Source organism: Schlesneria sphaerica (genome assembly GCF_044336245.1).
GTDB classification, from domain to species: domain Bacteria; phylum Planctomycetota; class Planctomycetia; order Planctomycetales; family Planctomycetaceae; genus Schlesneria; species Schlesneria sphaerica.
This window is the reverse complement of the sequence record NZ_CP172346.1, coordinates 74,537-96,340: the sequence shown is the minus strand read 5'-3', so window position 1 is coordinate 96,340 and position 21,804 is coordinate 74,537. Positions and strand designations below refer to the sequence as shown.

Genomic DNA, 21,804 nt, shown 5'->3' with positions numbered 1-21,804 from the left:
CGCTTGGTTGGGCGTTCTGAACACAACAAGAGCTTTGAAGGGTCATTCACTTCAAAACTGCAGATCAGTGTGCCTCGTTGGTCACTTGGGGCTTCCTCAATAGGCTCGAAATTGCGCTGACGAGTTCGGCCGGGTTCACAGGTTTTTTCAAGTGTAACTGAAACCCAGCGTGTAACGCCTTACGACGATCTTCTGACCTGGCAAAAGCGGTCAGAGCAATGGCTGGGAGGCGGTGAAGATCGATCCCGCGATCTCGGATTTCACGCATGAGGTCATAGCCGTTTCGATTTGGCATTCCGATATCGCTGATGAGAATTTGAGGCCGAATTTGCTCAACATACTCAAGTGCTTCTGCCACACTTGCCGCAGTCGTGACTTCAACGTGGCAGTCGCGTAATAGCCGTTGCAGGAGGACTCGAGTGTCGGCGTCATCGTCCACCACCAGCACTTTCGTCCCCGCGATATTGCCCGCAGCAAGATAGTTGGAAACGAGATCTGGTCCTGAAGACAGTTGCGATTCAATCGACGGCTGGTCAGGGACGGTGTTGGACGTGACAGGTAAGCGAATAATGAATTCTGCACCTGTACCCGGTCCCTCGCTATGTGCTCGAACTGTTCCTCCATGCAATTCAACGAGATGTTTGACAATTGAAAGCCCTAGCCCGAGTCCACCGTGCTTGCGAGTGGAGCTTGCGTCCTCTTGACGGAAGCGTTCAAAAATATGCGGAAGAAAATCGGTCGCGATCCCTGAACCATGATCAATCACTGAGAGCTCAACCGCAGAATCATCCCCCTGCGCCGTCACCACGATGGAGCCACCCGGCTTTGAAAATTTGACGGCATTGCTGATAAGGTTCCAGATCACTTGCTGCAGACGAGAAGCGTCAGCGGTCACGGCTCCCGTATCTGAGGCGAAATGGCGAATGACTTCAACTTCTTTCGCGCGAATTGCGGGAGCCAGAGATTCTAACGCCCCTTCAGCGATCTCACTCAGATTCACAGGTTTAACTTCGAGATGAAGCTTTCCCGAAGTAATACGGGACACGTCCAAGAGATCGTCGATAAGTTGAGTCTGTATTTTGGCGTTTCTCTCAATCGCAGCAACGCCTTCGGCCAATTCGTGCTCTGGAAGTACCCCCGCATACTTAAGAACCTGGGCCCAGCCGACGATTGCGCTTAGCGGAGTGCGTAGCTCATGCGATAATGTGGCAAGAAAATCATCCTTAAGATGATTTGCGCGTTCTGCCGCAGCACGTGCCACTCGCTCACTCTCGAGTAGTTGCTCTCGTTCAGTTTCCACCCGGATCCGTTCTGTGGCGTCAAGGGCAATAGCCAACCAGATTCCTGGGTCGGAATGGGCACAAAACCTCCAATCGATCTCAATGTTTCTTCCGGTTGAATCGGTAAGTGGAAAGCTCCCCTGCCAGGAGTTCTGAGACTCAAGCTGCAACGCAATCTGCTTCAGCAGGTTTTGATCGGCGGGTGCGGCAAACTTGATGAGACGCTGCCCGAGCACGGCATCACGTTTCATTTTCAGTATCTGTAGTAACGATTGATTTATCTCTTCAAACGCGAGGTCCTTGTTGAATAGAGCCAGCCCATCTGCGACCTGGTCAAAGATCGACTTAAACTTGGCTTCACTCGTCAGCATTCCATCTTCGGCCTTCCTGGCTCTGATGAAAGCGTTCACCGTTGCCACGAGGACGAGGGGCTCCACTGGATGAGTCAAGTAGCCATCGGCTCCTGCCTCCAGGCCCTTCACTTTGTCGACATCGCTAGTAAAGGTGGCCGAGAGGTGGATCACAGGCGTCCGCTTGAATAATTCAATCGACCGCAGTTCTCTGCAAACCTGAAACCCATCCATATCCGGGAGGTTCACGTCCAGCACGATTACGTCCGGCCCCTTACTCGCAATCTTCAGTGCTTCCGCGCCCGTAGAAGCCTCTAGAATTGCAAATCCCGCGTTCTTCAGGACTCGACCCGTGGAATAGCGAGTGGCAGGATTGTCATCAACCACCATCACTTTGGGAACGTTAAGATTACTCATGACTGGAGCTCACAGAGTCAGGCGACGCTTCTACTTTTGCCGCCGGATGGCTCGCTACCTTCATCTCGACAGGTAGTCGAAGAGAGAATGAAGACCCTTCACCCAGCTCACTTTCGACGATGATTTCGCCACCGAGCAATTCGGCCAGTCGTTTGCAGAGCGATAGTCCCAATCCGGTGCCCCGTAATCTTTTCTGTATTGGGGAATCAATTTGAACGAAGTCCTTAAAGAGCGATCCGTGATGTTCTTTAGCAATTCCTATCCCAGTATCTTTCACCGTGAAGACCACAAAGCGTCGATCCTCATGAGTCGCTGACACCCGAACTTCTCCCTCCTGCGTGAACTTAAGTGCGTTCGAAATGAAGTTCCGCAAGATTTGAGAAACCTTCTGATCATCATGGTAGAGGCGAGGGACGCTCTGGGGATCGTCAAAGATCAGATTGACCGTGCTGGAAGAGAGGATAGGCTTAAACATCCCTCGGAGTGCAGCGAAAAGGTCGACAAGTTCAAACCACGCCGGGGACACGGTGATTCGTCCTGCTTCAACTTTTGCCAGGTCAAGCAGATCATTTGTCATTACGGTCAGCTCTTCCGCCGAACTTTGAATGAACCGCACCTGCTTTTCCTGTTCCTCGGACAGAGGACCGTCGAGACGGTCCATCAGAATTCGAGACAGGCTAAGAATCGCTCCTAAAGGCGTACGAAACTCGTGACTCATATAGGATAGAAATCGACTTTTCAGTATTGACGCTTGATGCAGTTCTGCTGCCTTATCATCCAGCTCGGAATAGAGCGCCAGAACGCCTGTGTTAGTTTCAGCTAATTCTGTGCGAAGAGCCTCGATTTGCGCCTTCAGCCTTACGTTTTCCTCCAAAAGAGACTCTTCGGAATGACTTGTATGCATTGGTTCATTCCCTCACAGTTTGGAATCTCGTCACGACAACGGTCGCATCATCGCGTGTGCGGCAGTAGTCCCGATAGAGCACCGCCGCGATGAGCGCCGGGTGACGTGTCCGTAGACCAGGATGGTCAGTGAGCGACCACCGGGTCCGCAAGCCATCCGAATGCATGATCAGGAGTCCGTCACCTCCCAACGGGTACTCATACTGCTCTGTCTTTCGCTGCTGCACCCCGACAATCCCGTTGTGCGAGATAAGACCGTAAACTCGGTCACCGATAATCAGATTTCCAGAGATGTTTCCCACACCGGCATATTGGAGTTTTTTCAGTTGGACGTCGACACAGGCGACAGCCGCGGCAGCTCCACGAGTACCGCTCAACGCAAGATGCGCTGACTGCAGGCTTGATTTTGAATCGACGAAGTTCAGCTTCTGGAAAGAGTTCGTCGCACAAAGGGCCGCTTCCTGGGCGAGTGGGCCGTGCCCCAGACCGTCGGCCACAATCACCTGAGCTTTACTCGATATCGTCCGGCAGGCCCATGCATCTCCGCAGACCTCTTCTCCCGGCATCGCAATTGAAACGGATCCGACATCAAAAAAAGGAGACCGGGATGCTCTGTTCCGCTCGCTTCCGACTCGGGCGACCATCACGGTTCCGGTCGCGACTTGGGAATAGATATCAAACTCCATTGACTGACGCTGAACGGCTCCCAGGCCCATACCCATCGTACCAGCCGTGGAGTAGCCATCCTGCAGGCATTGACCGATATTTTGTATACCAGGACCGGAATCAATCGCGATGACTTCGACCTCATCGTTCGAACTCAGAGGAGCGATTTGCAGCAGAATTTGTCCATTCTGCGCATGTTTCACGAGATTTTGGGCCAGTTCATTGACAACGATTGCCAATTTTCCATGTTCGATCTCTCCAAAATTCGCCGCCTTACCAAATGAAACTGCCCGACGACGAACTTCCCCGATCTGGCTCTCCTCGACGACATCGATTGCCAATTGCCGAATCATGAATCTATTTCCATCGTGTTATGGTGACGCGTGTTCCTTGTCCGACTTCAGTTGAAATGTGGAAATCGTTGACAAGGCGTTTCGCACCCGATAGACCTAAACCCATACCCTTACCAGACGTCCATCCATCGGTCATTGCCAGTTCGACGTCCGGAATTCCAGGCCCCTGGTCGACGAATGTCAGCCTGAGCCCCTTGGTCAAATCCTGTACGGGAAATTCGCAAACCATCTCTCCTCCGCCGCCATAAATCAGCGTGTTCCGAGCCAATTCACTTGCAGCGGTGACCATCTTCGTCTGCTCGACGAGGGAAAAACCCAATTGCTGGGCGAAGTGGCGAACGCGCTGACGTGCGAGGACTACGTCTTGTTCACTCCGCAGTGGTATCGTTTCGGACTTTGTGGCTCCAACTGTCATAGGCCTGTCACTCCTGCGTCGCTCAGCCTAAGCATTCGCATCGCTCGATCGACATTCATGGCGGTCTTGACACCTTCAAAGGTAATCCCCAACTCCACAAGTGTAATAGCGACGGCGGGTTGCATACCTACCACGACGACTCGTGCGTCGAGAATCTTGGAGATGTCAGAAATCTGACCAATCATCCTGCCAATGAAGGAATCGACCATATCCAGCGAAGAGATATCGATGAGCACCCCTTTTGCGCCGGTCGCTTCAATCATGGAAGTCAGGTCCTCCTGCAACGCGATCGCAACTTGATCGTGCATATCGATCTGGATGGTCACCAGAAGCAAATCGCCCATTCTCAGAATTGGAATTCTCTGCATTTCCATGTTCTTCTTTAGTTCTGAGTTCCGTTAACCGTCAAACCGAGACGCTTGAAAGCTAATCTCAGGGCTTCGGCAAGAGTCGATTTGGTGGTGATGCCCTGCAGGTCGACTCCCAGATGCACAATCGTCTGAGCAATTTGGGGACGAATGCCGCTGATGATGCAGTCTGCTCCCATGAGCCGGATAGCGGTCACCGTCTTAATAAGATGCTGAGCGACGAGCGTGTCGACCGTAGGAACGCCCGTAATATCGATAATGGCGATTTCGGACTCTGTGTCCACGATCCGCTGGAGCAGGGACTCCATCACAACTTGGGTCCGAGCGCTGTCAAGAGTTCCAATGATCGGGAGGGCCAGTACTCCATCCCACAGTTTGACAACGGGTGTCGAAAGCTCCAAAAGCTCCTCTTGCTGCCGGAGAATGACCGCTTCTCGGGTTTTCTGAAAAGTCTTTATCGTGTGTAGACTCAGCTTGTCGACCACTTCTGAGATCATCAAGAGTTCAACTGCAGACGCCTGCTCACTGGATGCTTGCTGCGTCTGCAATTGGGCGAAGATGTGCTTTTTCGACGACAAAACAAAAAGGGCGGTTTGTTCTGCCGTAAACCCTTGAAGCGCCTGAGACTTAGACATAGCCTCGAGGAAATCAATCGTGGGCTTCCATTCAGAAGTTTCCAGATTCTGAATTTGGCCTGATCGAAATCCGCTTCCAATCAACTTGATGAAATCACGACACTGATTTTTGAGTTCAGCGTCGTTGCTTCGCGCGATTCCGCCCATGAACTCTTGGGCGAGTTCAGCTATCCACCTCGATAGGATCTCATCTTCGTACTTGCGCAGCACATCTGAAATACGGCTCGTACTTTCTGCCATCGTCATAACACCTTTAAACTTCATTGCAAGTCGGGATTAGACTTCAATTCTCTCGTCGCCCCAATGCGAACTCGGACTCTCCGTCTGGAAGAGTTACGAAGTTCTTGGGATTTCTGCAATGAACCGCAGCCAAAGTGCTTGGAAGGGACCACTGTGTCGTCGAACAATGGACCGCGAGAGGGGCATTGGCGGTTAGCGCGAGTGGATCGCGGAGCGATGGCCTGCCTGATCGCTTTCCGACTAAATTTAGCAGCGTATTTTGCACAGAATGGTGGGGATTTCCAATAGCTGCTCTGGCACGTTATTGGAAATCGTTCGTACTTCGTAATCCCTGCAGTGGCAGAGCGTTTTCCACAGTTTCAAGGCGATGAGTGCAAGATTATCTCCTCAGACGAAGTCTTCAAATTGCCTGAAACGTAAAAAATCGCTACGACTCCGCATCCATGGATTCTCAGGTCAAGGAAGACGGAGCCGCAGCGATCATGAAGGATTATCCCAGCAGCCTCACGGATGAGCAATGGAAGGTGATTGAAAAACTGTTACCCAAGCGGGCCAAAGTGGGGCGACCGCCTGTGGACCGCAGAACCATTCTGGATGCGATCCTGTACCTGAATCGAACCGGTTGTCAGTGGCGTTACTTGCCTCTCGAATTCCCTCACTGGAAGACGGTTTACACTGTTTTCTGGCGCTGGCGTCGAGACGGAGTCTGGAATTCGATCCACGAAGCCCTTTGTCGAAAGGTTCGTCAGGCGACTGGCAAGAAGCCAACGCCGAGCGTGGCCATCATCGACAGCCAATCGATTCGTACCGCGGAAGGAGGAGCGGAAAGAGGCTACGATGCCGGGAAAAAGGTTACTGGTCGTAAGCGGCACATCGCCGTTGATTCGCAGGGGCTCATCTGGGGAGTCGTCGTTCATGCCGCCTCCTGGCAGGATCAGGACGGAGCTTGCTACCTTCTGCACAAGCTTGAGCCGTTCGGTCGATTGCGCCGCATCTTTGCGGATAGCGCCTATGGACGAGATGCACTACCGAAGTGGGTCAAAGAGTCATTCGGATGGATCTTGCAGACGATCTTACGGCCGCCGAACACCAGCGGATTCGTCGTCTTGCCAAAGCGATGGATTGTGGAGCGAACCTTTGCCTGGCTGGCGCGACACCGACGTCATAGCAAGGACTACGAGCATAACCCTGAGACCAGCGAAGCCATGATTCAGATCTCCATGATCGGACTCATGACTCGAAGGCTTGCTGACCAAAATCGGGTTTGAAGACTTCTTCTCAGGCTGTGGCGGATCGGGTTCGCGTGGTGTCTATTAAGCCAATCGCGAAAAGCCTCTCCAACGGAATCACATAAGAACTGCGGCAGGCAGTGACTCACTAGTTACCATTACCGCTTCGAAATCCGTTTCCTGCGGGAATAACTACGCAACCTCGCATAACGCCTTTTGCTTCCGGCGAGCATCAACCCGCCGACCCGCCGACCCGTTGCGGCGTCTGCAAGCTAGCCCGACGAAATCCTTCACCAGATCCGAAGTCGGGAAGAGATGTCACTTAAAATCGTTGTTCCTCATTCTTTGAGGAGCCCGTGAGTCGATTGCTGAGGTGGATCTATGGCCGAGGACGAGCCGGTCAGAAACATCGTCGGATGATTGGGGAGCCGACATTCGTGAGTTGAGACTCCGTGGCGGTTACCCGACGGTCGTTGGCGTCGCAATGCGAGTACTTTCTTTACCGACTGCCGCTTTTTCTCCGCGGAGTTGCTTCATTCGAAGTTTTCTTCTTACAAGTTCTTTCCTCAATTGGCGGCGCTGACCCATGCCAATCAGCACTGAAAGTATTGCGGCGGACAAAGCTACCCCGCCCGCGTATTTGAGCCCCCGTAATGCGGATGCCCTGACCGGGCCGACAATGACTTCTTCGGGCACCAGAACAACCGTTATGACCGGGAGCCCCTTTGCCGGTTGAAAGAATTCCATCGCTGCGACATAAGAGTTGCTGTCGTGGAGGAAGCTGAATGTTCGTGGCTCATCGGCCGTCAGGCTGCGAAGACCACCTGGAAAAATGGATTCCAGGCTACGCAAGGATGCTGACAGAAGTTCATCCGCCTCAATCGCTCCACTCTCGGGCGCGGCAAGTAGATTCCCATCCCCATCCAGCAAATAAGCTCTTCCCTGTTTACCGACGCTCGTCTTCGCAAGAAAATTGGACAGGCTGCCGAGGTGATAGTCGGCTGTAAAGACACCCCGTACTTCGCCTGTCTCCAGATCCCGGGTTGCAAATGCCGACGTAATTCCCAGGCCCTCGTCTCCGAACCACTGATATGGCTTTGTCCAGACAGGTTGCTGCGATTCCGAAGCGAGTTGGTAGAAAGGACGATTTCTTGGATCGTAGGTCCATTCGTCATTCCACCGCAGTCGAGCGTGGTCGCCGTCGGCGAACTCTTCACGGATGTGGCCTCCTGTATCGTCAAGCCAGGATCGCTGAATGACGATTCGGCCGCTGGGGTGCCGCCACGCTCCGGTGAAACGCCCTTCGGAGTCGCCATAGGAGAGCCAGGAGAGTTTCGTCTGGTATCGAAATCGCGCCGCAAGATGAGGAATCAATTCCTCTTGATCATCAACGGGCAACAACCCAGCATCGGCGAGCGACGAACACTCTTGCAACAAAGGCAAAGCAGGGTCCAGCAGCGAACGAACCTGCTGCGCCGTGGCCCAGGCGGTCCGTTCTGCGATATCATCCCAAAGTGCCTGGATCTCGCGTGAGCGATACCGGTAATACCCGAAGAGCAAAGCTGCAACGAGTAGAAACGTGGCGGCAATTCCAACAAGCCGCGCGTGGGCGCGAATCCGCTTTACGATCCACCCCAGTTTGCCGAGTTTTCGCGCCCGGGTCGGCAATCCCGTCGAAACGCGCGTCAGATCATCAGCAAACTCCAGTGCAGTCTGGTAGCGGTTTGCTGGATTTTTTTCCATCGCCATCAGAATAACAGCGTTGAAATCCGGACTGACGGTCACGAAATCGTTGAGAGGTACCGGGGGTTCGGTCACCACGCGGATCAGCAGATCTGTGATGGTGGCGGAAACGAACGGCCGGCGTCCCGTTGCCAGCATGTAGAGAGTCGCCCCTAACGCATAGACATCGCTGCGTGCGTCAACCTGTCCACGACGTGGATCAGCCTGCTCAGGAGCCATAAACGCGGGCGTCCCTTGGATCGACTGGTCAGGGTTCGCGGATTCGGGACTATCGCCAGAGATGATGGTCGCTTCATCGATCGAGGATTCCGTCGATTTTTTACTCGCTGTTGGCGGGGAGATCGCTCCTGGCTCACGTGACGTTGGCCGAGAGCTCGCATTCAGATCTTTTGCGATTCCGAAGTCCAGCAAGTGTGGCTCGCCCGTGGGGTCGATGATGACGTTCGCCGGTTTGACATCACGATGCACGAGTCCACGACTGTGCGCGTGATCGAGAGCCAATGCCAGTTGGCGGCCGAGCTCAATCAGTTCCAACTCTGTCAGCAATCCCCGGCGATTCAGCAGGGCATCCAGGGTTTCACCCTGCACATACTCCATGGCAATGTAGGGAGTTCCATCAATAATGCCGGCGTCGAAAACCTGCACAATGTTGGGATGTTTGCCTAACTTCGCTACCGACTTACCTTCTTGAATGAAACGCTCTGCGGCATGCGGATCAGCGATTTTGACGCCGATCGTCTTCAGCGCGCATTCCCGTTGCAGACTGCGATGGACGGCCAGGTAAACCACGCCCATTGCGCCACGACCGAGTTCATGAGAAATGTCATATGGGCCAAATTGTGATTTCATTGGCTCGATCATATCGCCGTATCAGCAGTCCCGACAGCATCAGTCGCGTCGCCGGCCATTCGCTGGAACGGAACACAGAACCTCTTCGCACCTGTCTCAATACTGTTGCTGTATCACCACTCTGATGCCCTGGACAGCACTCTCTTGCCTTAAGGCTCAGTAAAGTACGCGAGCAGAAGGCAACACCGACATTCCTCGCAATTAACAATCCGGAAGGGAACAACTAAGACATCCATCGGCCAGAGTATTCGAGGGGACGGATGTCTCGCCGTGCGAGGCACGTTCAGGGGCGACAATTTTGCTAACCGTGACGGGTGGATCTCGATCAGCGCGGCCAAGATAGCATGGAGAATCTCCGGCAAAAGATGCCTGCTGACGGCAGACATGTGATAACCTGACATTCCCCGTTACCGGTTGAAGAGGAATGCGGGACTATTGATGAGGGCCCACATCAGGTCCTGAGCTCCTTCCGCAGTACCGTTGGCCGCCAGATATTGCTCGCCCTTCGCCCGTTCATCATCCGTCGGTAGTCGATTGAACACAGACATATAGACGTCCTCGACCACCTGTTTGGGTTCGGCATTTGACGCGATGAGCCTCGCGATCAACCCCTGGGGATGGACGATTGCTTCTGAGATCGTCGGACCGTTGATCAAGGTCAACGTCTGAGCCAGACTCACTTCCGACGACCGCTCGCATTCGCAGGGTGACTCACGTGGAGCACGACCAAACATATCGAGAAAGCTGACAGTCTGGGATGAGTCAGGGAGTTGAGACGCATGGAAGCCGCCGGGGACTCCGGGCAGGTTCGTGGGCGCTCCCGTCGCCGTCATGATTGCGTCGAAGAGTTGCTCCGCTGCCAGACGACGTGGAGTCGCGTGGGAGTAATTCACGTCGTCGTCTTCATTCCACTGTGTCGTCGCAAACGTTCGCTGATAAGTATGCGAGTTTGCGATGGTTCGCAGCAGATGCTTCAGATCGAAATTGTGAGCAACGAAGTCAGCCGTGAGAGCGTCCAAAAGCTCCGGATTTGTCGGAGGATTGCTGAGGCGGATATCGTCGACAGGGTCGATGATTCCCTTCCCATTTAGATAACTCCAGTAGCGGTTCGCCAGGCTCTTGGCGAAATAAGGGTTTTCCGGTGCGGTCAGCCACGTCGCCAGTTTCACCCGTGGAATCTCGGACGATAGATCCACACCCTCAAGCGGGAAGGGGAACACAGCGGTGACTGGCTGACCGGTTCCTGCATGCGTCACCTGGACTGGAACGCGCATGTCGTAGATCACTTCTTCTTCCGGCCGCGCACCACCTTTTCGTCCCACACCTCCGAAGAAGGCGGAAAGCTGGTAGTACTGTGTCTGAGTCCATTTCTCGAAGGGATGATCATGACACTGGGCACAAACGAATCGAGTGCCGACGAAAACCTGCGTCATGTTTTCCATGACTTCGCGCGGCTCGCGTGCGATGCGGTAATAGTTGGCGGGTGGGTTCTCAAGCGAACTGCCACTAGCAGTCATCAGGTCGAACACGAATTCGTTGTACGGCTGGTTCGTGGCGATTCCCTGCCGGATCCAGTTACGAAAAGCCCAGACACCCTGTTCGTTGATGAACTTGCGATTCGACAGCAGCAGGTCACTCCACTTGAGCGTCCAGTGATCGACGTAATTCGCCGAATCGAGAAGCTCATCGATCTTGGCGGTGCGCTTGGTGCGGGAATCGCGAGGGTCGTTGAGGAACGCTTTCGTCTGCTCAATCGTGGGAGGCAATCCGGTGAGATCGAGAGAAACGCGACGGAGGAAGTCGGCATCGGTGCACAGGTCGGCCGGCTGAATCTTCAGGCGTTTCAACTTATTGTTGACGTGGGTGTCGATGAAGTTGAACTCTGGAGAATCCTTCCAGACGAAGCCTTCTCGCGTGCCGAGGACGATCGCCGTGTTGGACGCATAGGCCCCCTCGTAGCGAACGAGCACAGCGGTTTCACCCCGGCGTACGGCTTTCACCTGTCCCGTCGAATTGATCGTCGCGACTTCAAAGTTACTGACCTCAAACACGGCATCCCGTGTCACATCACGTGACGTTCCGTCATCAAAGTGAGCGATGACCTGAATCTGCTGAGTCTGTCCGGATCTGTCCATCACAGTCGAATCGGGAAATAACTGTAGCCGGGCAGGGCGGGTCGCTTCGCTGAATTTGCAGCCTTCGGCAATCCATTGCTCGATGATCTTGTAAGCACGAGAATCTTCATCGAAGAGGAAACCCCCTTCGTGCGGAACCCCTTGAGTCGGCTTCAGCAGCATGAGGCTGTCACTGGGGCGAGCGCGGTTGAATCGGCGTCCCGAGACATCATCGACGAGAGCCCGATAGTCGTACAAGGGGTCATAACCGCGAAGACTCAGCTTAAAGCCTTTTCGTCCCTGCTGCGCACCGTGGCAAGTCCCCTGATTGCAGCCGACTTTCGCCATGATCGGCTCAACATCGCGAACGAAGTCGACTTCTTTTGAATCCGTACTGAGAACATCGACGGGAACATTGATCGAGAGCCCTCCGGCCGAGACCGATACAGTCCCTGCACCAGTGGAAACCGGGTTCACGTAGTGATCCTGATCAATACTGATCGAGGGGTGAGCGGCGGTGAGCGTCGCCGAACTGGAGAGGTCGATTGTTTTGCCGGCAGTCGTTTCGCCAAAGACGAGCAGACTGCGAGCGTCTCGGATATCGCTGAGCACCAGTTTTTCTGGCACGGTCCAGATCCGGGTGAACTTCACCTCTTCAGCGACAGACGGCTGAGTACCCGAGTTGTCGTCGGGTTTGTCATTCGACAGCCCCACGAGAGGTAGACAGATGATGAGACCAAACAACCATCCAATCGGAAATCGCCGGCACATCGATATCACTCCAGGATCGGGCAGGCCGTCGCAATGCGACGACAGAGTACATCAGCCTTTTTCGATCCGATAGCGTAATCCATCCTCAGGGCCGGGTCAAATCGTGCTCCTGTGGATTGTCAAGCCTCCGGAGGATCGCTGCGGAAGTGGAACAGCATGATGCCAGCGGTGACGGCCACATTCAGGGAATCAACACCGCGCGACATGGGAATCGTGACCTTCTTGTCACAAAGACTCGTCCACGATTCTCCCAAGCCTGTATCCTCATTTCCCAGCAGAATACCGAAGCGGGGACTCCGCGTGGCTCGCTCAAGCGACTCCGCATCGGGACTGAGAATTGTTGCGGCCAGCTGGAACTGCCATTCTGCTTTAAGCCGCTCCAGGTCGCTGGCCAGGTCGAGTGATTCGATGATCGGTAACGAGAATGCGGCTCCCATGGAAACCCGGATCACGCGCCGAGAGTACGGATCGCAGCATGACTCACCGAGCAGCAGCGCGTCAATTCCGAACGCGGCACCAATCCGGATGATGGCGCCCATGTTTTCCGGATTATCGCAATTCGGGCAGACAACGACCGTCATTCGCTCTGTCTGCTGAGTCAGCACGATCTCGAGTGGCGCCCGGGCGGGTCGGTATCCACAGCCCAGCACACCGACGTGAAAGTCGAATCCCACCGTCTGATTCATGACGGACTGCGGTGCCACGTACAGCGGAACATCCGCCGGGACTTTCGTCGCGTACTCGGCTTCACGCTTCTCACTGATGAATACCGAGGCCGTCCGGAACTGGCTGTCCAGCATCCGTTCGACAACCTTCCTCCCTTCGGCGATGAAAAATTCACCTCCGCGCTGAAGATTCTTCGCCTTCAAGTTGCGATAGGGCTCGACACGAGGATCGTCAAGAGAATCAATTCGGATAATCGGCATAGTCACCGGGCTGCTGGATGGATCGCTTGAGAAACTGCTGCGAACTTGTAACGGCTGTCCGGTTGCAGAATCAATTGAACGGACAGCGGACAGTGAAGGGGAGACTTGATAACCTGCCTGCTGACACATGGCGATCTGACTATGCGCAGCCCCTCCAGTGATCAGGTCGCTGCCTTAAGCTCTTCTCCTCTCACGGGACCACCCGTCAGAGAACGTTATGTCTCAAGAAGTTTCTGTAGCTTAAATACCCGGTCAACTGTGCGGCGGTGACTCGGTGACATCGGCCGATCGCGACCGCGGCGGAAACATTATATGCCAGAAATCACCTGTGTTTTGCTCGGGTTTGCAATCGTCTTCGTGGGTTTGCCGTTCTATGCACTTTCAATTCTGAACAACATTCGTCGCGAACAGGAAGAGAATTTCCAGAAGCTAAGGATCCAAATTCGGGAACTGGAGCGGACGCTGGAAGAAAGGCTCCGGCCGGTCGAAATTAAGCAATCCCCCAAGGAAACCACTCCAGGCCGCGCCAACGAAGCGGACACGCGGCCAGCAGAGACCGCTCAACCGTCGGTCGAGATGCTGTTTCCGCCCGTACCGGGCACGCCCACTCACGTACCACCTCGAATGGCAGAGACCCCGACAGAAGCAGCAGACGTTGTTTTCGACGAGGACATGCCTGTCGTCCCCATGTCGGCGGCAACCTCGCTGCCAACACCCCCAGGACCAGGTCCTTCGCAGATTGCCGCGAGGCTGGAAGAGCTGCACCAAAGTCATCGACCCGCGTCACGTGTGCATGAGCGAGATCCGAGCAAATTCGAACTGGCTGCCAGAGAAACCCTGAACAAGATCTGGAACTGGATCATCGTCGGGGAAGAGCATGCCCCCGTCGGGGTCTCGATGGAGTATGCCATCGCCAGTCAGTGGCTCATGCGAATCGGAATTCTGGTTCTCGTCATCGGCGTCGGCTTCTTCCTGAAATACTCATTCGATCATAACCTGATCAAGCCCGTCGCACGGGTGGCGATGGCGGCGATTGCCGGGCTGGGACTATTGACCGCGGGGACCCGACTTCTGGGGGGACGCTATCAGATTATGGGGCAGGGTCTGATGGGGGGCGGACTGGCCATGCTCTACTTCAGCATTTACGCCGGTGCCAACTTCTATCACCTGATCGAACCGGTCGCGGCGTTCGCGCTGATGGGCGTTGTGACGGTGCTCGCGGGTGGAATCGCCGTTCGATTCGACTCCATGCTCGTTGCCGTAATGGGAATTCTCGGCGGTTACGGAACGCCGTTAATGCTATCGACAGGAAGTGTGGATCTACCTGGGTTGTACACCTACCTGCTGATCCTCGGCATCGGCGTTCTGGCCGTCTGCTACGCGAAGAACTGGCCGCTGGTCAACCTGTTGAGCTTCGTCTGTACCTATGCTCTCTATTTCGCGTCGATCTCAAATTATGACGTGACGCAGTTCTGGGAAGTGATACCGTTCCTGACAGCGTTCTTCATTCTTTTCTCGACGATGACGTTCCTCTATAAGCTCATCAATGGCTCGCCGTCGAACCTGCTCGATATCGGAGCCCTGCTGGTCAACTCACTTGTGTACTTCAGCGAGAGCTATCGCCTGGTCAACGCTGCGTACGGACGCCCCTGGGCCGCAGTTGTGACGCTAGGCCTCGGCCTGTTCTATACACTGCACGTCTACTACTTCCTGATGCGGAAGTTGATCGACCGGGGACTGCTGGTCAGTTTTCTGGGGTTGGCCTCCTTCTTCGTGATCGTGACCGTTCCCCTGGTTCTCTCTCGCCAGTGGATCACATTGAGCTGGGCGCTGCAGGCGCTGGTCCTGCTCTGGATTGCACGTCAACTGAGCAGCAACACGCTCAAACTGATCAGCCACCTGTTGTACGGCATCGTGATCTTCCGCTTCGGATTCATCGACTTGCGGAACCAGTTCGAGCCCTCCATCGATCGCAGTCTGTCATGGAATGGTTACTGGCCTCAGCTACTTGAACGCTGCATCCAGTTTGGTGTCCCCATCGCCTCACTGGTGATGGCTCAGCGGCTCTCGGATGAAAAACCGCCGCAGAAAGAGAGTGAAGGGAAGATCGCCGCCCGAAGTGATCTGCGAAATCCCTTCTCCAACATTCCCTTACCGAACATCCTCGCGATTTTCGGATTTGCGATGCTGTTTCTGTATCTGCATCTGGAAGTCAGTCGCACCATCGGCTTCACCTATTCGCCGCTCAGACTTCCCCTGCTGACAATTTTATGGATTGTCGCGTGCGGCCTCATCCTGCGTGAAGCAATCGTTCGCAACCACGACGTCCTGCTGAACATCGCCGCCCTTGGAATCCTCGCGGTCATCATTAAGGCGGTGGCCGTCGACCTCCGTTCGTGGTCGCTCAATGACAAGCTCATCTACAGTGGTCCTTACTCTTACAGCGACGCCGGCCTTCGACTCCTGGATTTTGGGCCGCTGATTGCCTTCCTGCTGATTGCTGCTTACCTGACAAAGCGGCGAATGAAGCGGATGGATGGTGTCATCGTGTTCGGAACACTCGGCATGGCCACGCTGTTTACGTATCTCACACTGGAACTAAATACGTTTCTGTCCATCTTCGTCCCGGGAATGCGAGCGGGTGGCGTGTCTATTCTGTGGTCGGTGTTTGCGTTGAGCTGGCTGCTGCAAGGGATCTGGCGAAACGTCCGGTCGCTGCGTTATGCAGGGCTTGGCCTGTTTGGAATCGTGATTGCCAAAGTCTTCTTCCGCGATCTGGCCGAGCTGGATTCTTTCTACCGAATTATAGCCTTCATCGTTCTGGGGGTGCTGATTCTGGCAGGGTCATTCATCTATCTGAAATACCGCGAAACATTCGCCGTGAAACAGTCCGAAACGACATGAAGGAACAACCTATGAATGGCAACGGCGTGCAGTTTCACTGGCTGAGCGGATTGCTGGGAGTCCTGCTTGCCTCGACGATCGTGATGGCTGACGGAACCAGCCATTACGAATACCGCTGGCGGCGCACACTCGAACTGCCCGAGCATGATCAGACATCGCTCTTTCGACTGCCGCTGGATGTTCAGTTCCATGATGCGACTCGCAAGGACTGGCCTGACGTGCGCGTCGTGAACGAGCAGCAACAGCCAGTTCCCTTCGTGATTCGGACCACGAAGGACGGAAAATCGCATTCGATTCGCCATTTCTGGCGCGGAACAATTTCAAACGCCAGGCTCGACACCGCCGAGGGACTCATGATTGAGGTCCAGTTGGGTGAAAAGGACCCTGTCCCCAATGGTCTGCGGATCCTCACGCCCCTCAAGGATTTTGAGCATCAGGTCCACGTCGAGTCATCTGAAAACGGGACGATGTGGACACCGCTGGGAGCCGCCTCACTGATCTTTGACTACTCTCGCTATGTCGATGCGAGAAACGTCTTTGTTCCCTTCGAAAGAACAGACCATCGCCAATTTCGACTGATCATCAAAGACGTGACGGCAGAACAACAGCAACTCCTGCTGGAGCTCAATCGTCGTCTGAAAGGGAATGAGGAAGTGGAGCGAGTTGAATCGACGAGTATCACGCTGCGTCCCTTTCGCATTGAGGGAATTGAATTCTATCGTGATGAATCGAAGATCCAGGCGGGACAACCGCAAACCGAGCAGTATTCGCCCGTCAGTCTGTCCGTGATGGAAAACGCGAAAGAGCAACAAACGACGCTCCTGATCGCCGTCCAGCAACAGCCCATCTCGGAACTCCATCTGATCACGAGCGCAGAAAACTTCAGTCGCGTCGTCACGATCGAGTCACAAATGGAAAATGCTGACGGCCTGGAAGAGTGGGTGCACGCGGGGAAGGGGACCGTCTCACGTTTCGCAATCGGCGCGATTCAACGGGAACAAGTCACCGTTTCGATTCCCGAAGTCCGGACCCGTCAATTCCGAGTGAGAATCGAAAACCGGGATAGCCCGCCTCTCCCGATTACCAGCGTCGAGCTGACAGGCCCGCTTTACGAATTGATCGTCGCGGCCCCTCCGCATTCGAAACTGATGCTGGAGTATGGGTCTCCGCACGCAAAAGCAAGACACTACGACGACGCCGCACTTCTCTCGGCATTGGCACAGGGCGAGAGCACCGTCAGTGTGACAGCCTCAATGCCGCTGGAAAATTCATCCGCTTCAACTCAACGCGGGGGGGACTGGCCGATCTGGAACGATACGCGAGTCCTGTTCGGAATGATCGCCGTTCTGACGGTCCTGCTCGGATGGGGGCTGTATCGAGCCGGTCACCGTATCGCGTCAACCAACCAGGAATAAGCCCGAACCGAGCTGGTCCGTGTGCCGATTTCCTACTCTTCCACTCGCAGAATCGAGCGCCGGGGAACGATCCAAGGCCCGTCGGCAAGGCCGTTTCTACCGTGCGTAATTCAACTCCGTTATGATTTCGAATGGATCCGCCCTGTCACTCTTACCGGAGATGAGATGAAACCTGATCTGATCTTGAAGTCGGCGTTACTGGTGTTCGTTTTCGGACCCATGTTCGCATTCGCCGACGAGCCTCCTCAGCAGGCTGCAAAACTTGACGTGCGTGTGCGACTTCAGTTGGACTATCTGATTTACCTTCCCAAGGACTACGACCAGCAGAAATCCTGGCCGCTGCTGGTGTTTTTGCACGGTTCCGGCGAACGGGGCAATGATCTGGAAAAGGTCAAAGTCCATGGTCCCCCGAAACTGATTGATCAGGGGAAAGACTTTCCCTGCATCGTGGTTTCACCCCAATGTCCTTCGGAGCGAGGCTGGGAGCCGATCGAGCTGACGGCACTGATCGACGAACTCGAACGGAAGTACAATATTGACCCCGACCGAATCTACCTGACCGGCTTGAGTATGGGGGGCCTGGGTGTCTGGGAACTGGCGAACTACATCCCCAACCGTATTGCGGCCATTGCCCCGATTTGCGGCATTGGTGAGCCGTTCTGGACGAAGAAATACACACACGTCCCCGTGTGGGCCTTTGTTGGTGCGAAGGACGATGCATCCACTGTCGCGAGAACCCAGGGGATGGTCGATGAGATCACCAAAAACGGTGGCTCACCAAAGCTGACCATCTACCCCGAAGCGGGACATGACGCCTGGACGCAGACGTACAACAATCCGGAATTCTATGATTGGTTATTCGCTCAGTCGCGAGCCAATTTTGCGAAGACAGACAAGAAGAAGTGAACTCGGCTTCCCACTTCGCACATTCGGTCCATCAAACACCAACGTCGCTGGCACCTGATTTAAGGTACCAGCGACGTTTCTTGTGCTGGGTCACGACGACCACGATTGAGACGACCCCGGAAGTCTCTCACGTCGACCGCGACCACGGTGTCCGACAGCCCCGTGCCGCTGACTGGCGAAGGCCATTTCTCGCTACTGTCTTTTCGGAGCAGGGGCAAGCGTGTTATCCATCTGAATCCGGGCTCCTTTGCTCAACTCTCAGTTCGGGATCGGGAGAACCGGGTTCTCATCTTTGGGGGGCTCCGGCGTCGTCAGGTTGGGGTTCAGTGGTGGAGGAGCCGGGGGAACATCGGCTGGCTCCGGAACGGTGTTCTTATTCGTAGCGGGAGGCTCTCCAGGTCCCGGTTTCTGGTCCGTCTTCGGCAGTTTGTCTTCAAACCGGCGAAGCAGGGCTTTGGCCACGTCATCCTCGGGTGCCAGACTCAAACACTTCTCCAGTTGCTTTACCGCTTCGACGGGATAGCCCAGGAATCCGTAGTGATATCCCAGCAGGAAACGCATTGCGGCGTCATCGGCCTTGGCTCGTGCCCCCTTTTCCAAAGCGCGGACCTGAGCCGTATAATCATCACCTTTACCGTAGAGATCTCGAAAGTTCTTGACCACCACATCCCATTTATCCTCAGGAAGTGCCTGCATCCCCGCCTGAATCGCACCTGCTGCTTCGTTGAACTGCTCTGTTGCGAACAGAGCCTGGGCAAGCATCAACATCAATACGCCATTCTCAGGATCATCCACCAGACTGTGACGCCAGGCACGAGCCGCTCCCTTGTAGTCGCGACTCTTGAATGCCGCTTCACCGATCTGAGCGAATTCTTCGGCCGTGGGAAGACCGCTCGCCGCTCCTGACGTCTTGTCCAATTCGGGAGGTGCTGCTGCTGTGGGTGGAACCGCGGGTGGTGCGTCGGTCGCCGTGGAAACCCCCAGTGCTGTCAATTGAGAAAGCGGGGCGTAAGCAACCGCGGACGAACCAAGCCCCAGCCCGCTGTAGCCCGCATAGCCTGGCATCGCACTGGCATATCCGTAGGTGATCGGTTGATAGGCACAGACAGGCTGATACGCCAGGCAACCCCAGTTGGAATAGGCATTGTTTAACCCGTAACCAAATCCATAGTCGTTCAGGCCGTATCCATACCCATAGCCATTGAGACCATAGCCCCCCAGACCATAACCACCGTAGTAACCGAGACCGTAACCCAGGCCACCATACCCCAGGCCGTATCCCAGTCCATACCCTAACCCCAGCCCTAGGCCCCAGCCGAAACCACCGTATCCAAACCGATACGGACGATAGTTATTCCAGTTTCCACCGTACCAGTTCCCATGCCCAGGACCGTTTCCGTGCCCCGGACCGTTTCCATGCCCAGGACCGTTTCCGTGCCCAGGACCGTTTCCATGCCCAGGACCGTTTCCATGCCCAGGACCGTTTCCATGCCCAGGACCGTTTCCATGCCCAGGACCGTTTCCATGCCCAGGACCGTTTCCATGCCCAGGACCGTTTCCATGCCCAGGACCGTTTCCATGCCCAGGACCGTCACCCTTACCCGGTCCTTTTCCGTGACCGGGACCGTCACCTTTACCCGGTCCGTTCCACTTTCCGGGACCGCTGCCACTCCAGTTACCTGGACGGCCGGGATGGTTAGAATTGGAATTTCCCTGGAATCGATTTTTAAAGTCGGATCCCGGACCCGACAGGAAATTCCCGTGATGCGAGGTTGAAACCGACGTCCTGTCATCACCTCGGTGCTTGGACAGGAACTGATTGCTGGAAAGGCTAGCGGTACGGATGGAGGCATTCGGACCGGTTCCTCCACCGGGCCGATCCCCACCACGGCCGATGCCTGAATTCTTGGTCAGAAATTGCCCGCCGTTGGCGTTGCCATTTCCAAGCCCATTGCCACGAGGCCCTGACAATCCACGCTCAAAACTCAAACTTTGCGGTTTTCCCAGGTTCTGGTCCGAATTCCCCCCTCGACTCGGGCCCTCGCTACGTCCCGGATTTCGCCCATGATTCTGGAAGAAGTTCGACTGAGATTGACTGAGCGACCCGGCATCTCGGCCGCTACCGATCGAGCCTGGATTCCCACGCCCGAGCCCCGGCGAACCCGCGTTCCCGCGTTGCGGAATACCGCCGACCGTGCTTGTCGGAGGATTTCCCCCCTGAAGGGCTCTTCCCGGTTGCGCCCCGGTCACTGGCCGTCCGCCCACCGGAGATCCGCCGTTGTTTCTGAAGTCCGATCCCATCGTGGGGTCGCTACCCCGGAAATTCGGACGTGAGTTGGAAATGGAATTCGGGACATTGAGATTAGGTTGACTCCCCCCTTGGCGCGGGGCAAACCCACCTCCCCCCGGATTCGAAGGAGCCCCCGGCTGAACGGAACTACGGCCGATTCGGGATCCCTGGTCGAAGTTTCGGAGTTGAATACCGCTCCCCCCGACGTTTCCACCCATGGGTGAACCACCGGCGCGTCCCCCGCCGATCTGTCCGCCACCGAAGCCCCCTCCGCCGCCGACGGGGCCGCCGCCGCCCATACGAGCACCACCGCCCCCGCCGATGCTTCCTCCGCCAGGACCGCCCCCCATCCGGGGCCCGCCCCCCCCACTGAAACCGCCACCTGAAGGCGCACCACCCATCCGGGCGCCGCCGCCTCCGCCGAATCCGCCGCCGCCAGCAGGTCCCCCGCCCCCCATTCGACCGCCACCGCCACCACCGCTGAAGTGAGCACCTCCTCCTCCGCCGCCACCCATGCGTGGACCACCGCCACCCCCGCCACCCCCGTGACCACCCCCGCCACCCCCGTGACCACCTCCGCCCCCACCGCGACCGCCGCCACCGCGACCGCCGCCACCACCCCCACCGCGGCCGCTCGCCTCAACCAGCGGAGAACCGATCAGAGACGCTCCGAGCAACACAACGATACTTATTCGAATACGGCGATTCATCACCATGTCCCTCTCGGAGACGAAAACCTGCCCTTCTCTTGTTTATCACAGTTCAGTCATCCTAACCGTCGCCCGATCCATTCGCAGGGGCTTTTGTGATCCGATCAGCAGAATATGCATTCTTCGGACCACCACGAAGGAACTGGCTTCTGACAGACGCATTGGTGTGGCGACCGAATTATTCCGATAACCGTCTGTGAACCTCGAAGTCCCATGATCTCTCTGTTCGTTTTGTAACATTTTCCCGGAAAAACAGGCCTGAAGGGGATTCTCTGGCTGCGGTTTGACGTGATTGTCATCCATCGCACATACTTACAGAC

General features: G+C 55.6%; 14 protein-coding genes. 4 read left to right on the top strand and 10 right to left on the bottom strand.

All coding sequences use genetic code 11. The annotated features are described in order from the left end of the window. Positions 1-64: 64 nt before the first annotated feature. Genes ACGY09_RS00310 through ACGY09_RS00285 form a run of 6 tightly spaced genes read right to left on the bottom strand, consistent with a single transcriptional unit; the run spans position 65 to position 5,627 of the window. A complete protein-coding gene (locus tag ACGY09_RS00310; protein ID WP_397570040.1) occupies positions 65-2,047 on the bottom strand; it encodes a response regulator in 1,983 nt (660 codons plus the stop codon). Further along, positions 2,040-2,951 carry a sensor histidine kinase gene (locus ACGY09_RS00305; protein ID WP_397570039.1) on the bottom strand — a complete coding sequence of 304 codons (912 nt, stop codon included), beginning with the start codon at positions 2,949-2,951 and terminating at the stop codon, positions 2,040-2,042. Before ACGY09_RS00305 ends, ACGY09_RS00310 begins: the two co-directional genes overlap by 8 nt. Before the next feature lie 4 nt (positions 2,952-2,955). Further along, on the bottom strand, positions 2,956-3,969 hold the full coding sequence (locus tag ACGY09_RS00300; protein WP_397570038.1) for an ATP-binding SpoIIE family protein phosphatase: 1,014 nt from the start codon (positions 3,967-3,969) through the stop codon (positions 2,956-2,958). A gap of 4 nt (positions 3,970-3,973) precedes the next feature. Then, positions 3,974-4,384, bottom strand: a complete 411-nt coding sequence (locus ACGY09_RS00295) for an anti-sigma regulatory factor (RefSeq protein ID WP_397570037.1) — start codon at positions 4,382-4,384, stop codon at positions 3,974-3,976. After that, positions 4,381-4,752, bottom strand: coding sequence for an STAS domain-containing protein (locus ACGY09_RS00290; protein WP_397570036.1), 372 nt, complete (start codon positions 4,750-4,752; stop codon positions 4,381-4,383). The genes ACGY09_RS00295 and ACGY09_RS00290 overlap by 4 nt, the downstream gene beginning before the upstream one ends. A 14-nt stretch (positions 4,753-4,766) precedes the next feature. Further along, positions 4,767-5,627, bottom strand: a complete 861-nt coding sequence (locus ACGY09_RS00285; protein ID WP_397571914.1) for an STAS domain-containing protein — start codon at positions 5,625-5,627, stop codon at positions 4,767-4,769. Positions 5,628-6,109: 482 nt separating this feature from the next. Here ACGY09_RS00285 and ACGY09_RS00280 point away from each other — a divergent pair, with 482 nt between their 5' ends. Then, complete coding sequence (locus ACGY09_RS00280) at positions 6,110-6,895, top strand: IS5 family transposase (RefSeq protein WP_397571913.1); 786 nt, start codon at positions 6,110-6,112, stop codon at positions 6,893-6,895. A gap of 420 nt (positions 6,896-7,315) precedes the next feature. On the opposite strand, the gene ACGY09_RS00275 is transcribed toward ACGY09_RS00280, so the two are convergent. From ACGY09_RS00275 to ACGY09_RS00265, 3 genes are all read right to left on the bottom strand, one after another. Continuing rightward, positions 7,316-9,448: a serine/threonine protein kinase gene (locus ACGY09_RS00275; RefSeq protein WP_397570035.1), complete on the bottom strand. Its 2,133-nt coding sequence runs from the start codon at positions 9,446-9,448 to the stop codon at positions 7,316-7,318. A gap of 407 nt (positions 9,449-9,855) precedes the next feature. Then, entirely contained in the window at positions 9,856-12,333 is a 2,478-nt protein-coding gene (locus ACGY09_RS00270; RefSeq protein WP_397570034.1) for a DUF1549 domain-containing protein, read from the bottom strand. Positions 12,334-12,452: 119 nt separating this feature from the next. Continuing rightward, on the bottom strand, positions 12,453-13,259 hold the full coding sequence (locus ACGY09_RS00265) for a TrmH family RNA methyltransferase (RefSeq protein ID WP_397570033.1): 807 nt from the start codon (positions 13,257-13,259) through the stop codon (positions 12,453-12,455). A gap of 312 nt (positions 13,260-13,571) precedes the next feature. Here ACGY09_RS00265 and ACGY09_RS00260 point away from each other — a divergent pair, with 312 nt between their 5' ends. From ACGY09_RS00260 to ACGY09_RS00250, 3 genes are all read left to right on the top strand, one after another. Beyond that, positions 13,572-16,163, top strand: coding sequence for a DUF2339 domain-containing protein (locus ACGY09_RS00260; RefSeq protein ID WP_397570032.1), 2,592 nt, complete (start codon positions 13,572-13,574; stop codon positions 16,161-16,163). Positions 16,164-16,174: 11 nt separating this feature from the next. Continuing rightward, positions 16,175-17,578, top strand: coding sequence for a hypothetical protein (locus tag ACGY09_RS00255; RefSeq protein WP_397570031.1), 1,404 nt, complete (start codon positions 16,175-16,177; stop codon positions 17,576-17,578). 165 nt (positions 17,579-17,743) lie between these two features. Then, positions 17,744-18,484: a dienelactone hydrolase family protein gene (locus tag ACGY09_RS00250; protein ID WP_397570030.1), complete on the top strand. Its 741-nt coding sequence runs from the start codon at positions 17,744-17,746 to the stop codon at positions 18,482-18,484. A gap of 258 nt (positions 18,485-18,742) precedes the next feature. Here ACGY09_RS00250 and ACGY09_RS00245 read toward each other — a convergent pair whose 3' ends face one another. Next, positions 18,743-21,484 (bottom strand): tetratricopeptide repeat protein, encoded by a 2,742-nt coding sequence (locus tag ACGY09_RS00245; protein ID WP_397570029.1) that lies wholly within the window; start codon positions 21,482-21,484, stop codon positions 18,743-18,745. Positions 21,485-21,804: the final 320 nt, after the last annotated feature.

Excerpts from the sequence above, each read along its gene's own strand:
- ACGY09_RS00280 (WP_397571913.1), top strand. The coding sequence starts at position 6,110 with ATGAAGGATTATCCCAGCAGCCTCACGGATGAGCAATGGAAGGTGATT.
- ACGY09_RS00275 (WP_397570035.1), bottom strand. The coding sequence starts at position 9,448 with ATGAAATCACAATTTGGCCCATATGACATTTCTCATGAACTCGGTCGT.
- ACGY09_RS00250 (WP_397570030.1), top strand. The coding sequence starts at position 17,744 with ATGAAACCTGATCTGATCTTGAAGTCGGCGTTACTGGTGTTCGTTTTC.
- ACGY09_RS00255 (WP_397570031.1), top strand. The coding sequence starts at position 16,175 with ATGAATGGCAACGGCGTGCAGTTTCACTGGCTGAGCGGATTGCTGGGA.
- ACGY09_RS00305 (WP_397570039.1), bottom strand. The coding sequence starts at position 2,951 with ATGCATACAAGTCATTCCGAAGAGTCTCTTTTGGAGGAAAACGTAAGG.
- ACGY09_RS00300 (WP_397570038.1), bottom strand. The coding sequence starts at position 3,969 with ATGATTCGGCAATTGGCAATCGATGTCGTCGAGGAGAGCCAGATCGGG.
- ACGY09_RS00270 (WP_397570034.1), bottom strand. The coding sequence starts at position 12,333 with ATGTGCCGGCGATTTCCGATTGGATGGTTGTTTGGTCTCATCATCTGT.
- ACGY09_RS00310 (WP_397570040.1), bottom strand. The coding sequence starts at position 2,047 with ATGAGTAATCTTAACGTTCCCAAAGTGATGGTGGTTGATGACAATCCT.
- ACGY09_RS00295 (WP_397570037.1), bottom strand. The coding sequence starts at position 4,384 with ATGACAGTTGGAGCCACAAAGTCCGAAACGATACCACTGCGGAGTGAA.
- ACGY09_RS00245 (WP_397570029.1), bottom strand. The coding sequence starts at position 21,484 with ATGAATCGCCGTATTCGAATAAGTATCGTTGTGTTGCTCGGAGCGTCT.
- ACGY09_RS00260 (WP_397570032.1), top strand. The coding sequence starts at position 13,572 with ATGCCAGAAATCACCTGTGTTTTGCTCGGGTTTGCAATCGTCTTCGTG.
- ACGY09_RS00285 (WP_397571914.1), bottom strand. The coding sequence starts at position 5,627 with ATGGCAGAAAGTACGAGCCGTATTTCAGATGTGCTGCGCAAGTACGAA.
- ACGY09_RS00265 (WP_397570033.1), bottom strand. The coding sequence starts at position 13,259 with ATGCCGATTATCCGAATTGATTCTCTTGACGATCCTCGTGTCGAGCCC.
- ACGY09_RS00290 (WP_397570036.1), bottom strand. The coding sequence starts at position 4,752 with ATGCAGAGAATTCCAATTCTGAGAATGGGCGATTTGCTTCTGGTGACC.